This is a genomic window from Ruminobacter sp. RM87 (assembly GCF_000701925.1).
In the GTDB taxonomy this organism is placed as follows: Bacteria; Pseudomonadota; Gammaproteobacteria; order Enterobacterales; family Succinivibrionaceae; genus Ruminobacter; species Ruminobacter amylophilus.
Genome location: NZ_JNKD01000028.1, coordinates 1 through 14,331, shown reverse-complemented (window position 1 = coordinate 14,331; position 14,331 = coordinate 1). Strand labels below are relative to the sequence as shown.

General features: G+C 41.2%; 6 protein-coding genes. 5 read left to right on the top strand and 1 reads right to left on the bottom strand.

The annotated features are described in order from the left end of the window. Nucleotides 1-11 precede the first annotated feature (11 nt). The 5 genes from T489_RS0106685 (at nucleotide 12) to T489_RS0106665 (ending at nucleotide 13,588) form a co-directional block, all read left to right on the top strand. Nucleotides 12-758, top strand: a complete 747-nt coding sequence (locus tag T489_RS0106685; RefSeq protein ID WP_031579289.1) for a hypothetical protein — start codon at nucleotides 12-14, stop codon at nucleotides 756-758. Continuing rightward, nucleotides 745-12,312 (top strand): DUF5710 domain-containing protein, encoded by an 11,568-nt coding sequence (locus tag T489_RS0106680; protein WP_031579288.1) that lies wholly within the window; start codon nucleotides 745-747, stop codon nucleotides 12,310-12,312. The genes T489_RS0106685 and T489_RS0106680 overlap by 14 nt, the downstream gene beginning before the upstream one ends. 55 nt (nucleotides 12,313-12,367) lie before the next feature. Then, nucleotides 12,368-12,904 (top strand): hypothetical protein, encoded by a 537-nt coding sequence (locus T489_RS0106675; protein WP_157608106.1) that lies wholly within the window; start codon nucleotides 12,368-12,370, stop codon nucleotides 12,902-12,904. A 199-nt stretch (nucleotides 12,905-13,103) separates the two neighbouring features. Next, nucleotides 13,104-13,325, top strand: a complete 222-nt coding sequence (relB, locus tag T489_RS0106670) for a type II toxin-antitoxin system RelB family antitoxin (RefSeq protein ID WP_031579286.1) — start codon at nucleotides 13,104-13,106, stop codon at nucleotides 13,323-13,325. Beyond that, the gene (locus tag T489_RS0106665; protein ID WP_031579284.1) at nucleotides 13,322-13,588 is read left to right on the top strand and encodes a type II toxin-antitoxin system RelE family toxin; all 267 of its coding nucleotides are present in this window, start codon (nucleotides 13,322-13,324) and stop codon (nucleotides 13,586-13,588) included. The genes relB and T489_RS0106665 overlap by 4 nt, the downstream gene beginning before the upstream one ends. A gap of 242 nt (nucleotides 13,589-13,830) precedes the next feature. On the opposite strand, the gene T489_RS14235 is transcribed toward T489_RS0106665, so the two are convergent. After that, nucleotides 13,831-14,268, bottom strand: coding sequence for a type II toxin-antitoxin system HicB family antitoxin (locus T489_RS14235; protein ID WP_157608103.1), 438 nt, complete (start codon nucleotides 14,266-14,268; stop codon nucleotides 13,831-13,833). Between the last annotated feature and the right edge of the window lie 63 nt (nucleotides 14,269-14,331).

Here is a 14,331-nt window from a genome sequence, read left to right as displayed (position 1 = left end):
GGCTAAAAGCTATGACTATGACGATTGAAGAAAGAAGATTAGCGGAAACTCGCAAGTACCAGCAGAGAAAACAGAAGCAGGAGTACGATTGGGCTTATTCCGTTTTCAAATCATGGAAGGAAGGAGATCCTGATAACATCTTTAAGAAAGTTCCATTAGGGGATAACATGAAAGAGTTATTTGCAGGTGATGAAGACGAGGAAAGAGAGATTGCCAGAATCGTTGATTCTTATATTGCCCAAAGTTTTGAAAGTCTTATTCCCAGCGAGGCTGAAAAACAGTTAGAGGCTGAATGGCAGAAGGCCGAGGATGAAGCACAAAAGAAGGCTGATGAATCATTGGCTTTATGCAGGTCAATTGATCCTGATTATGACAAGATCCTACCACCTGAAGAAGATACGCTAGAAATGGACGCATCTTGGCATTTAGGCAATAGTGGGGACGTGGCATATGTTCTTATGGCCAATATCGAAGAATTTCAAAAGGACGGAAATCAGGAAATGCTTAATTCCGATTTCTATAAGCATTACGTTAAAACAGTAGGGGAGGTGCTTAATTACTATGGCAGATATTTAGATTTAGAGGATATTGCAAGACAGCGGAGAATCGAGCGTTGGCTCGCACATGATCCGCATTATTGTGATGAGCGTTTTGCTGAGGAAGAGGCTCGTTATGCCAATCGTCACAAACGCTTAAATTCTTTTAGAGAACGTTATTCATTGATTATTGCCGAGGAGAGAAAAAATGGCAGAATTTAATCAGATGGACGAATGGATTGTTGACGATCTTGTCGAATCTATTCATGAAAATCACACTATTTGGCGTGAAACTTTTGAACGTGACGAGAATGTAAATTCTTTGCCACGCAGTGGTGTGACAGGTCAGGTGTTTAAGACAAATCTTGAGGGCTTTGCACGTCTTCAGAGACAGTATGATTTCACTGATCCTCGCTGGATGACCAGAGCTGAACTTATGAGCTTAGGCTGGGATATCACTGATGATGCTCGTGGTGTTGTTGTCGGAAGAGATAACTATGATAAAGATATTGTAGTTTTTAATGTGTCGCAGGCACAACCTCAGAGAGGTTTTGAGAATAGCATTAAGCCTTGGAATCCTGAAATCAAGGAGAAGCAGTGGTTTAATGTTGCGAGAGCTGACTTTATTTTAAATGCCAGCGGTGCAAACATTAAGTACGGATTCAAGAACTCACAGTACAATACTGTTTCTGATAATATCTGCCTGCCTTACCAGAGTAATTTCAGATCAGCCGATGACTATTACTGGACAGCTTTCCATGAGCTTATGCACTGGACAGGCAGTAACTCACGTTTGGCACGCAATACATCAGGAAATAAGAATTCACCTCTGTACGCAAGAGAAGAGCTGGTAGCAGAGCTTGGTGCGTACATGATGTGCCTTAGAACAGGTGTATCATTCGATAAGTCTAATGCGTCAGCCTACATTAAGGGCTGGGCTGAAAACATGCAGTTAGACAGTGCTTCACTCAAGAAAGAGCTTACACTTGCGTGGAGTGAAGCTCGCAGAGCATGTGACTTTGTATCTCGTAATGTTCTCATGAACATGAAAAAGAACAATATGAAGCTTGATAATTCAGGCCGTGTGTACCTTAACGTAGATAAGGATGATGTTAAGGACGTTATCAGCTTGGGAGCTAGATATGATACAAGACAATACGCTTTCTATATCACTCCTGAAGATACCTTTGCCAAGTTCAATAAGTACCTCAGTGAAGAGCACCGAGTAAGTGATGTTAGCGTATCTCTGGTAACTAAGACTGAATATGAAAGGGATGAAGATAGAGCGGAAGAAATCAGGAGAGACCTTGAAGCTGAAGCCAATGCTCCACCTGAAGTACCGGCACTAAACATGACTTCTAATCTTGCACGCTACATAACTTACAGTGCAATCAAGAGCGAACCTCAGCTCAGAGCTTGGTATGATGACGATCTGGCATCTATCATTTCCGAAATCCATGATACAGACGATTACATTGATTCCTCTCACTTTGTTCATGATGTTGCAGACAATGTAAAGAAGCAGATTGTCGCTTCAATCGCAAAGTACAGCAAAAATTCAACAGAAGCTGACATCTATGAACAATGGGACAGAGATGTTAATGCTTACATTCGTGATGGGCATTCTGTATTCGTGCAGATGGATTCAGCTATTTTTTCATTGAAAAACAGTCTGAAAAATTCCTTTGAAGATGATGAAAACCACATCAGAATGCTTGATGAAGCATATCATGATGATGCTTTCTTGGCGTTAATCAATCCGAAAGTTGAAAACACTGTTACCGAAGAAGCAGAGCAGGTTGCAGAAGTTTCAGAAAATTCAGAATCTGTACAGAAAAATGAAGCTGAACAGACTGAATTTTCAATCACTGATTTTATCCAGAAGTACGATGAACAGTTTCAAAAGGTCATTGATTTTGTTGAAAATAATACAGCCTACCTTAATGCCGTTAGGAATAATGACCAAGCCTATGCAAATCTTGAATTTACCAAGGCTTTCAAGGAAAGTGAAACACTGGTACTAATGGAAAATCCGCATCAAAATGCTGAATTTCATAATGACCTTTACGGCAATAATGACAGATATGCAGAGGTTGAAGACTATCTCTTTAAGCAGTCTTATCAAAAGCTTATCGACAGAAATCAGGCCAAGCACCTCAACAACGATGAAAAAACTACCATAGCAAGATACATCGCTTATAAGGAAGTCAGAAACACCTCTTTTGGCCATGAACTTATTCAGGACGGAAGTCTTGGTAAGGTTTTAAGTGATGTTGAGTGGAAGGAAAATGACAATATTAGCGTTTTGGCTGCTAAAGTTGCTATTTCAACCAAAAAGCACGCTATTGAAGGTATGAGCCGTGCTTGGAACATGACTCTGGAAGATACTCATTCAGCAGTAAGCAAGGTTAGTTCTGGCGGTTTTGATCCGCATAAACTTGCAATCGAACGCATGAATGAGGGCGTTAATCAGATTATAACCAATATTACTCATTCATACGGAATGGCCGATTTTGACCAGCTTCTTAATGAAGCTCGTAATGACGTTAGATTCAATGAACAGCTTTCAGCTAATTTAGAACCTGTGCAAAATGAAAATGCAGAATTTGTGCAGAAAAATGAAAATGATGAAGCAGAGCAGAACAGCACTGAAATAAGTGATGCTCTGGCCGAGTTAATCAGTCAGAATCCAGACGTGGTTGCAAGTCCTGATGAACTCTTAGAACGTCATTTTCAGGAAGGTTATCAGAAACTTGGGTTCTATCAGAACATTGATTTTGAAACCTTCAAAAAAATCAATGATGTGTTGCCTAAAGAAAATGATGAAAGTGCGTCAGAAAGCTTTGCAAAGTGGGAACATCAGGATGAGGAATGGTGTCGAGCTGATGTAATTAACTACATCAGTAAAAATAATGATGTTCTGAATTTTGTTCTGGAAAAAGGACAGATGCCTCCTTTGGTATTCATGCACTGGTCTGAAAGCAACAATGTAGGACAGGCTTTTGATGAAACAGACAGAGCTGGAGGATTCCTGCCGTTTGCAGAAGCTGACCGAGTAATCACCGAAGAGGATGAGGCTTACGCTAAGGAAAACAGAGGCTATGAAAAGACAAAACTTTCATTACTGTTCTTAAACAAATCAGACACAGGAGAGATTGAAGATCTTTCGTATGGAAGATTCAGATATGACTGTGGTGATCTTGATGGTGGCATTGTTAAGCATATCGAAAGCTGGTGTGACTGGTGCGAAGAGCACAAGTATGGCGAGTGGGAAAGTTTACGAGATTATAAGAATCAGTGCCTGCCGATTCTTGGCAAATTGAATGAACAATTTGAAGAATTCAGGCTGAATCAGTCTCAAGAGCAGGAGCAGAGCAATGAGCTCAACTGGAAAATTCAGTGGTGGAGAGGTGAGGAGACTGACTGGAATCTTGAACTTGTCTGTGACGGTAAAGTCATCAGTTCGGCTTCTGTTTCAGAAGACGTTTCAGAAAAGAGACTTCACAGGTTAATCAACAATTTCAGTGAAGAACTTTTAGACTACTTTGATTTACCTGAAGAACAGCTCGAAGACCTGACAAAGGAAGTTGAAAACAGAGTTAATGGCTTCATGATGTCCATTAAGAATGTTGTAGAGCTTGGTCACGAAAATCAGGAAACAGCACAGACTACTCTTGAAAACGATGCAAATAAAAATTATACTGATAATAGAGATACAAGTATATACGAGGAATCTAAGGAGAATTTAGATCATGAGATTTCAGCAGGAATGGGCGGAGAAAGTCGAGACTCTAGCTCCAGAACAGCGGATGAAGGATTGGGAACAAATGCTGGAAGCAGCCAATCTTCAGAAATTAGCGAAGGTATTGACAACAGAACCGAAGGAAGAGCAGGAACTCTTGGAACTGATGACGGACGTAGTGGAAGATCTGGCGTACTTTCAGATGATGCACAGACTGTATCAGGGGGCATTAGCTCAGGAAGAGAACAGTCAGGATTACGAGGACGAGGCTCAGATCTGGGAGAAGGAGCTGATGCCAGCACTTACCAGAGCCATGAAGGAGAACAGACTGGAGAATTATCTGATTCATTCAGTGCAGAACCTTTGGTATCTCGAACCAGTGGAATTAGTGGAGAAGTATCTCCAGAGCATCAAGGAGTGGAGAGACAAGCTGATCGAGGACAAGAGGGAAGAGATAGAGTGGGAGATTCAGGATCTTCAGAACGAGATCAAGGAGGAATTGAGTCTGTCACCAGAGGAACAGGATCAGAAACGTCTGAAGAATCTGCAAATGGAATTGAAAATGAAGCAGACGGAAGATCCTCAGGACGATTACGACAACACTCAGACCGAGATGGAGAATCTGATCGAAGCACTGGAAGCTTGGCTCAAGGGGAAAACAGACTGGGAGAGCGTGAATTATCTTCTGGAGAACGAGTATCCTCCAGTCTGGGGAGGCCTGTTCAGGTGGAGGTATCCGCAGGAGCAGTACGATCTGGAGGAGATCTTCAGGAGAACGAGGCACGGAACGAGATGGTCGAGGGTGTACTTCAATCAGGTGTACAACGAGGAATGGGAGATAGCGAAACAGTGGTACTCGGGGACGATCAGGGAATTTCTGGACAGGTTTTCGAAGAACTGGGAAGCAGAGACCAGAGAGCTGGTAGCTCAGGCGAAAACGGAGACAGCGAACGAGCTGAAATGGAATCCAGTGTACGTAGTGAGTCAGATCCGCAATCTACAGTCAACCAATCCGAGCTATCTGAAAGAGCTGGAGGAAGAGGACAGTCTGAAGGACTGGATAATTCGTTATCAGCGAGAAGCGGAGCTTCAGGAGAAGATTTTGGTCGAACAGAATCTCAAGGAAGGTCTGAATCAGGAATCAGCTCAGGCTCACGCAGAAAACGTAGTGAGAGAGATGGTCAGGGCGAATATGATTTAGACTTTGGCGAACTCAGCAATCATGTGATTGAACCTGAAGAAGCCGTTTCTAATGATACTGTTATTGATATTTCAGACGTTTTAGGAAACAAAGCTGAAACCAATACAGTATCTTCTGAAAATAGCGTGCCTGCCGTTCCTGCCACTCGCTATCACATTACTGATTTAGATATCGGGGCTGGCGGTGATAAGACACGTCTATCCAACAACATGGAAGCATTACGCACCTTAAAGCTTTTGGAAAAGGAAAACCGTAATGCTACTCTTGAAGAACAGGAAAAGCTGGCAAAATACGTGGGCTGGGGAGGACTCAGTAACGTATTCAATCCTAGCAGACACGAATATGAGGATGCTCGTAAGGAATTGAAGACTTTACTCACGAATCGTGAGTACAACGATGCCAGAGCAAGCACTGTAACAGCGTTTTACACTCCTCCAGAAGTGATACAGTCAATTTACCGAGGACTTGAAAAGGCAGGGTTTAAGGGTGGTCGCATCCTTGAACCGAGCTGTGGTGTAGGTAATTTCTTTGGTATGCTCCCTGAATCAATGTCTAACAGTGAGCTTCACGGTGTTGAACTTGACTCCGTATCTGCCAAGATTGCCCAGAAGCTGTACCCTGATGCACATATCGAGCATGACCGTTTCGAGAACTTTGATCATAAGGGCTATTTTGATGTTGTAGTCGGTAATGTGCCGTTTGCGTCACTGAACATCAGCGATCCTGAAAGCAGATATGACGGAAATCTCATTCATAACTACTTTGTTGGTAAAGCTGTAGAGCAGGTGCGTGAAGGTGGTATTGTTGCCCTCGTAACATCTACAGGCACTTTAGATAGTGAAAAGGCTGTAGATTTTAGAAATGAGTTGGCAAAAGATGCCGATCTCTTAGGTGCGTTCCGTCTTCCTGAAGGTGTGTTCAGCAGAAATGCTGGTACATCAGTGTCTTCTGATATTTTATTCCTTCAGAAGCGTAACAACAGACTTGAAGTCTTAGATGAAAAGTCTGATCGCTGGGCTAATGAATCAACGAGCATCGGATATCGCTATCGTACGAAAGACGGTGATATGAAATGGATTGAAGATAATACCCGAATAACACGTGATAAGAATAATCAAGCTCATATCAATGCTGTTTTTCTTGCTGACGGTTCGCTTCGTGGCGTTTGCGGAAATTTGGTAAAAGAAACTGACAGATTTGGCAAGAATGTCTTTGCAGTAAAGATTCCTCGTGAAGAGAATGAAAACTCTTGGCAGGAAATGCTCAAAGAAGAGGTTGAAGATCAGATTCAGGATTCTATTTATCAGGATATTGCTCCAGAACAAAAGGCTGAATTCTTTAAGACTGATGAAACCGAGTCAAAAGAAGATGTTGTGTTCGTCAACAGCACAAATGATCATATTGGTGTAGGTTCAATGGGCGTTGACGGTAATGGTGATGTTCTCTATCGAAAAGATCCGAACAGATTTAGAAAAATCAAGCTGGATAAAGATAGTAAGGAAATTGCTGTTGACTGGATTAAGATGAAAGATCAGCTCAATCTGGTTAAGAAAATTCAGATTAGCGGAGACGGCATTGAAAAACTGTCCGATGAGCAGGCTACATTAAGAAGCCTTTATGAGAATTTTGCTGAGAAACATGGTCGCTTGAACGGTGTCTTTGTCGAGAAGAAGAAAGGCAGGAAGGATAAAGAGGATCAGGAAGATGAAATCTCAAATGAAAATCCTAAGATAAGAGATCTTGTCGGAAAAGATAAGGACTATTATTCCGTCCGATTCATTGAGCAGTTTGATGAAAAGTATAATTTCACTGGATTATCAAAGATCTGCTATGAAAGAGTTCTTGGTAATGTAGGTGTTCGTGCCAAGGCTGAAACAGAGAGTGACGCTCTGGCCGTGTCTATGAACTCAAAAGGCCGTGTTGACCTTGACTACATGAGCGAGATTCTAGGAAACAAGGACAAGAATGAAATTGTAAAGAATCTCGAAGGCGAAATATTCCTGCTTCCAAATGTCGATGAGGAAATCTATCAGACCAAGGAAGAATACCTTTCTGGTGATGTAGTGAAGAAGCTTGAGGAAGCTCAGTATGCCGTTAATTCTGGCGATACCCGATTCGAGAACAATGTTAATGCTCTCATAGGTGTGCAACCAGCAAAGCGTGACTATACTGAAATCGGTGTTTCTCTGGGAAGTCACTGGGTTCCTGTCGAACACGTTCAGAACTTTGTGAACTCAATTACTGGTGGAATTCAGCGTTACACAATCAATTATGACAAGGATGCTTCCGCTTTCAATGTACGTTTACGTTCTGGCCGAAAAGATGATGCTATCGGTGACGAACGTCAGTTCGAGTACAAGAACGGTAAAGCTACCAAGTATTTTGGAGAGATACTTGAAGCTACCCTTAACAGTAAATTCATTCAGGTTAAGGGCTCAAAGAACGCAGATTCAGATAATGCGATAACGATAATGCAGGCCAATGAAGCCAACATTGAACTTACGCAGATACAGAAGTCTTTGTCTGAACGTTACAGAGAATGGCTGGATCTTCCTGAACAGCAAGCTGTAAGAGAAGATATTGAAGCGGTTTACAATCGTAAATTCAACAGCGTTGTACCTCGTGAATATGACGGTTCTCATCTCTCTTTTGACGGTATGAATCCGACAATAAAGCTGAAACCACATCAGAAAGCAGCTGTAGCTCATACTCTCTATGGCGGTAGTACACTTATTGCTCATGAAGTCGGTGCTGGTAAGACCTTTGAACTCATTGCTTCAGCGATGGAAGCCAAGAGACTTGGCCTTGCTCAGAAGACAATGATCCTTGTGCCTAATGCTGTTCTCGGTCAGTGGGGGCAGGACATTTACAAGCTTTATCCTGATTGCAAGGCTTTAGTGCCAACAATGGAGGAATTGAAAGCTGATAACAGACCTGATTTTATCGCAAAACTGGCTCATAACGATTTTGATATCGTGGTAATGCCTCAGTCAACTTTTGATAATAACATTAGAGTTTCAAAAGAACGGCAGACAAGCTTTATTGATCGTCAAATCGAGGAATTATCAGAAGCCTTAACCAAACAGGTAGAGGCTAGTGATGACCGTGGCGTCCGTGGAAAGAGTCCTACAATCAAGAATATTGAATTGAGGATTAAAAAGTACAGGGATATGCTTAACAAGATTAACGATGATAATCAGAAGCGTGCCAAAGAGACGAAATTAGAGTTTGAGGAATTAGGCTGTGACCGTCTGTATGTTGACGAAGCTCATCAGTACAAGAACGCTCCGCTATGGACTTCCCTTCAGGCTCGAAATCTCGGTTCAGCTACAGGTGATCCGTCAGATAAAGCTATGAATATGATGATGGCTACCGAATACATCAATGATATTACCGATGAGAGAGGTGTGGTATTTGCAACAGGTACGCCACTCACCAACTCAATATCAGAAGTGTATGCAATGCAGACTTATATAGCTCCGTCTAAACTCAAGGAAAAGGAAATCAACTGCCTTGATGACTTTATCAGTGCGTTTGCGGTGATTGATAAGGAATACGAGCTTAAGCCTGCCCAGACCGAATATGTTCAGGAAGAGCGTTTAAGATCCTTTAACAATCTGAAGGAATTGAAGACCATGTTCCGTGAGTTCACCGACATAGCACTGACGGAAGATTTAGGCTTAAAGCTTCCTAAAGCTAACTATGAAGTCATAACTGCTGACATCAGCCCAAATCAGCAGGAACTGATGAAACAATTAAGTGACAGAATCACCAATATGCCAACCGATCCTAAGATTGATAACATGCTTAAGGTTACTTCGGATGGTCGCAAGGTGGGGTTAGATCCAAGACTCTATGATCCGTCTCTTCCTGATGAAGCTGGTACAAAGCTTAATCTGGTGGCTGATAAGGTGGCTCATATCTACCATACATCAGCTCCTACCGATACTCAGCTTATTTTCTCTGATTTGGGAGTGCCAGGGAAAGGCAAGGTATTTGATGTGTACACTGAACTCAAGAACAAACTTGTTGAGAGAGGTGTTCCTGAAGATCAGATTGCTGATGTTTACTCATGCGGTAAGAAGGATAAGGATCGTAATGCCCTGTTTTCCAAGGTAAACGAGGGTAAGATCCGTATTCTCATGGGGTCTACGGAAAAACTTGGTACTGGCGTTAACGTTCAGAAGAACCTTTTAGCCGTTCACCATGTTGACGTGAAGTGGAAACCTTCGGACCTCACCCAGCGAAACGGTCGAATCATCAGACAGGGTAATGTTCATGACAGCGTGAACATTTATAACTATGTTACCGATAAGACTTTTGATGCCTATCAGTATCAGACGCTTCTCATGAAGCAGAAATTTATCAGACAGTTTATGTCTGCTAATGACTCTGTGGCTAACAGCATGACAGACCTTGATGACCAGACACTTTCAATCAATGAGGCTCTGGCCTGCTGTGCTGGTGATCCAAACATTACCAAGAAGGCCAAGTTAGAAGGTGAAATTATGTTCCTTGCTAAAGAAAAGTCTAACTTTGAAAAGAGAAAGGCTCAGGCGAAGAACAGAATTAACTCTAATGAGCGAAGCATTGAAGTGCGTGAAAATGAAAAGGCTCAGATTGAGTCTTATCAGTCTTTGGCTCAGGCTAATCCAGCAGGTTCACCTATCACAATCAATGGAAAAGCATTCACTGATAGAAAGCTTGCAGGTGAGGAGCTTGCGAGGATGGCTATTAGCATTGAAAAGAACCAGACTGGCCGAATTGTTAAGGTGGCAGAATACCGTGGACTAGATATCGGTATTCAAATCACTCATAACAATGCAGGCGTTCTGGAAAGAAATTTCCATGTGATTCATAAGAGTAATCTTGGCATCAATTTCTTAAAGAGAATGTCAGAAGCTAAGGATCTATCATCAAATATGAATTTTATTGATGATATTATAGACAAACAGATTCCTCACGAACTTGGTTTCCTTAATGACAAGATTAAGGAATTACATCAGGAAAATGAAGGCTATAAACCAGTGCTCGGCATGACTTGGAATAAGCAGGACAGTCTCACATCATTGCATGATGAACTGATGGAAGTGTATTCCTCACTCAGCGTTGAGCCTCCGCTCAATATCCGTAAGATATTTGACGCTAACGGCCTAGCTTCAAATTTTGAAAAATCTGAAATCATTGATGCTGGTGTTCATGATTACGGTTTACCAGAAGATCCTGAAAAGAATGCTCGTATGGAGAAGCTGTGGGATGAATTACAGTCTGTATTGTCAGACCGTCATGAAATGTCTATGCCTGACAAGAAAGAACGTGCTTACTTTGATGTTCCTTATGAACAGCGTCAGGAGGCTAAGGCTCTGGGCTGTAAATGGGATAAGAACAGCAAGAAGTGGTTTATCAGTGAGGCAACACCTGAACGGATTGAGGCTATGGAGAAGGCAGGATTTAAGACAGTGGAAGTTGAGCAGGAAAATTTAGAATCTGTGCAGAAAAATGAAAATGCAGAGACTAAGCAGAAGACTCTTTTAAGCGTTCCTTTTGAAGAAAAGGATCTTGCCAAGGAGCTGGGAGCTAAATTTGACCGTGAGACTAAGAGCTGGTACGTTCCTGAAGGAATGGATCTTGAACCTTTTGAGCGTTGGAAGCCTACATTACAGCATGAAAAAATGTGGATTAAAGCTCCGTTTGAGATGCATGAGCAGATTAAGGAGCTGGGAGCAAAGTATGACGCTACCGCCAAATGCTGGTTTGTTCCTGAAAACGTGGATCTTAAGCCGTTTGAAAACCTTAAACAGGATCTGGAACTTAATAAGGTTCAATCAGAAAGGACTGATACTCCGATAGCTTTCTTCGTTGAAAAGATGAGAGAAGCAGGGCTTGTCATTGACAAGTACCCTGAAATAAATGGCAGAAGTACCAGAGTAGTTGTTCAGGGAGATAAGGCTGGACAGAAGAGCGGATGGTACAAGATCCATACCGATGGTGTGCCTGTGTGTCTCTTCCAGAACTGGAGAACTGGTGACGGCACTCAGAAGCTTGTAGCTCCTTCAACCAAGATTGACATGAGCATTGATCTTGAGAAGGTAAAGGTCAACACGGAAGCTATGGCTGCTAAACTCTCTTCTCAGGAGGAGGCTACCAAGCAGTTACATGCGGAAGTTGCCAAGAATGTTCAGGAGCGTCTTGCAGTTTACAAGGAAAGCGAAAGAACCGAATATATCCAGAATAAGGATATACCTGTATTTAAGGGCGTGTACGCCACTAACCGAGGTGCTACCGTAGTTCCGCTGTCTGACATTGAAGGTAACGTGAAGACCATGCAAACAATCTTACCGACAGGAACCAAGATGTTTGAAAAGGGCGGTGAACTCAAAGGTTCAATGCACGTTATCAATGCTGATAACTTAGCCGAGGCTAAGGGCGGTATTGTAATCTGCGAAGGTTACGCAACAGGGGCAACAATCAGAGAGGCCACAAATGGTCATTTTGGCGTTGTCTGTGCCATGACATCTCATAATCTTTTAGATGTTGCTAAGGCTGTTTCCGAGAAATATCCTGATAAGCCTCTTATCATTGCTGGAGACAATGACCGATTTAATGTCAACGGCAATGTCGGCAGACTTACAGCAGAAGCCGTGGCCAAGGAGCTGGGAGCAAAGGTTGTTATCCCTGAATTTAAGGATAATGACCGAGGCTCAGACTTTAATGACCTGAAGAAGTCAGAGGGACTTGATAAGGTTAAGGAAGTTTTCAGACAGGTATTGCAAAAGAAGCAGGAAGCCAAGCAAGAGGAGAAGGTAGAGAAGAAGAAATCAAGAGGTAGATAATTTTGTAAAAGTTTGGAGCAGGCTTAGTCCTGCTCCGTTTTAGGAGTACACATACATGAAAAGTTATGACAAGTACTGGCACAATTATTTTGCACGGATGAGACCAGTGCTACATTTAATTGAAGGGCATCGGCTTAATGCTTGGAGAGGTAAGGCATGGATGATCTCAATACATGTTGGCAATGCAGAATATGGAAATCCTGAAGCTATCGTTACTGATTCAGTTAAGTTAGCAGACCGAGTGCTGGAGAAAAAGAGACAACTTACCGAATTATATGAAGAGTTCCTGAAAAGCGGTATTGAGGAAATAGACAAAAACAAGAAAGTTTTTTATGAAATGTTGTTGGATTATATGAGAGATGTGGAGCACAAAGTGAGATTTGAACAGAAGCCGTCATGTTTTCAGCAGGCACTTGATTACGTGATTTACAAGAAGGATAAGTGTGAAGAGCAGGTTGCAGATGAGCTGAATATGACAATTGAGGAATTTGAAAGAAAAAAAGAAACAGATACCTTTACCAGAAGGGAGCTTTCAGTGATAAAATCTTATCTAAAGCTAAGCAAGGAAGACAGTGCTTATTTACTGGACTAAGATGTTTAGCTCATATGATAACCTTGTCCCCAGTCTTGCTGACTGGGGTTTTTTATTGTGGTTACAAAAATTAAAAATTTTTCCACGAAAATGGATCATTTGTGCTATCCGTAAAAAAATAATTATGTTGTGCTTGGAAATATATTGAAAAAATAGTACAATGTACTACAAGAGTATGATATGTGATAGGAGGGTGCTCATGGCATTTTCAATACGATTGACAGATGAAGAAAGAGCATTAGCCGAAAGCTATGCTAGTGTTCATTCTATTTCTTTGGCTGAAGCTTTTAAAAGAGCTTTGTTTGAAAAGATTGAAGAAGATTATGATGTAATTGTTGCTGAGGAGGCTTACGAAACATACAAGAAGAGTGGAAAACAGAGTAGACCAGTTGAAGAACTTTTTAAAGAGTTAGATCTATGAGTTATGAAGTAAGAACTACAGACCGTTTTGATAATCACTTTAAAAAGTTAGACAGATATACGCAAAAAATTCTGAGTTCATGGATTAAGAAAAATTTAGTTGGATGTGAAAATCCTAGATTAAAAGGAAAACCTCTTGTCGGCAATAAAAAAGGTCTGTGGCGGTACAGAATAGGTGATTACAGAATATTCTGTGAAATTGATGATGGCGAATTGGTAATTTTTGCCATGGAAGTGGGGCACAGGCGAGATATTTATAAATAATTTATAAATATTTTTTAAATCTCTTACATTCAGTTATAAGTTAACTCCAGTTCTAGGCTGTTTTTTTATTGTGACAACAAAAATTAAAAATTTTTCCACGAAAATGGATCACTTTTAATAGTCATTGGTGGACAAAAACATTTAGGATAGAGATTTTATAGCGAACTAAGCCCAGAGATAGATCTGGGCTTTTTCATTTTTTTGCACAAATTTTAAATTTTTTGGGGGGAAGAACAATATGCCTAAATGCTTATAGTTAAAGGTTTTCCAAGTGCATCAAAACATAACGCCAAAGAGTTAAGGTTGGTGGATTTTCTGAAACTAAGAATATTATTTAACTGCTGTCTAGTTACTCCAATACGTCTAGCTAATTCTGCTGGTTTTACCATTAAATCATACATTGTATTACGGAGCATTATTTTTAAAGCGGTGTCATAACCAACATCAATGATATAACGGCTCCCATCATTTACCACCTGTGGCTCAGGAATCCTTTTTTTAAACTCAACGAGACCTTCAATATAGTCATAGATAACTGCTTTTGCCATCATGTGTGCTTCTTCGAGATCTCGCCCCTGACTTAAAGCACCTTCCCAACCTTTACCATCTATATTGATGATAAAGAATTTATCGCCCTTTTCAATTTTTGCTGAATATTTTAAATAGTCTTTTACATTCATTTTTAGTATAATCTCCTCTGAAAAAAGCCTCATATTTCAGAGGCTTTAACTAAATCACATTAG

Excerpts from the sequence above, each read along its gene's own strand:
- T489_RS0106685 (WP_031579289.1), top strand. The coding sequence starts at position 12 with ATGACTATGACGATTGAAGAAAGAAGATTAGCGGAAACTCGCAAGTAC.
- T489_RS14235 (WP_157608103.1), bottom strand. The coding sequence starts at position 14,268 with ATGAATGTAAAAGACTATTTAAAATATTCAGCAAAAATTGAAAAGGGC.
- T489_RS0106680 (WP_031579288.1), top strand. The coding sequence starts at position 745 with ATGGCAGAATTTAATCAGATGGACGAATGGATTGTTGACGATCTTGTC.
- T489_RS0106665 (WP_031579284.1), top strand. The coding sequence starts at position 13,322 with ATGAGTTATGAAGTAAGAACTACAGACCGTTTTGATAATCACTTTAAA.
- relB (WP_031579286.1), top strand. The coding sequence starts at position 13,104 with ATGGCATTTTCAATACGATTGACAGATGAAGAAAGAGCATTAGCCGAA.
- T489_RS0106675 (WP_157608106.1), top strand. The coding sequence starts at position 12,368 with ATGAAAAGTTATGACAAGTACTGGCACAATTATTTTGCACGGATGAGA.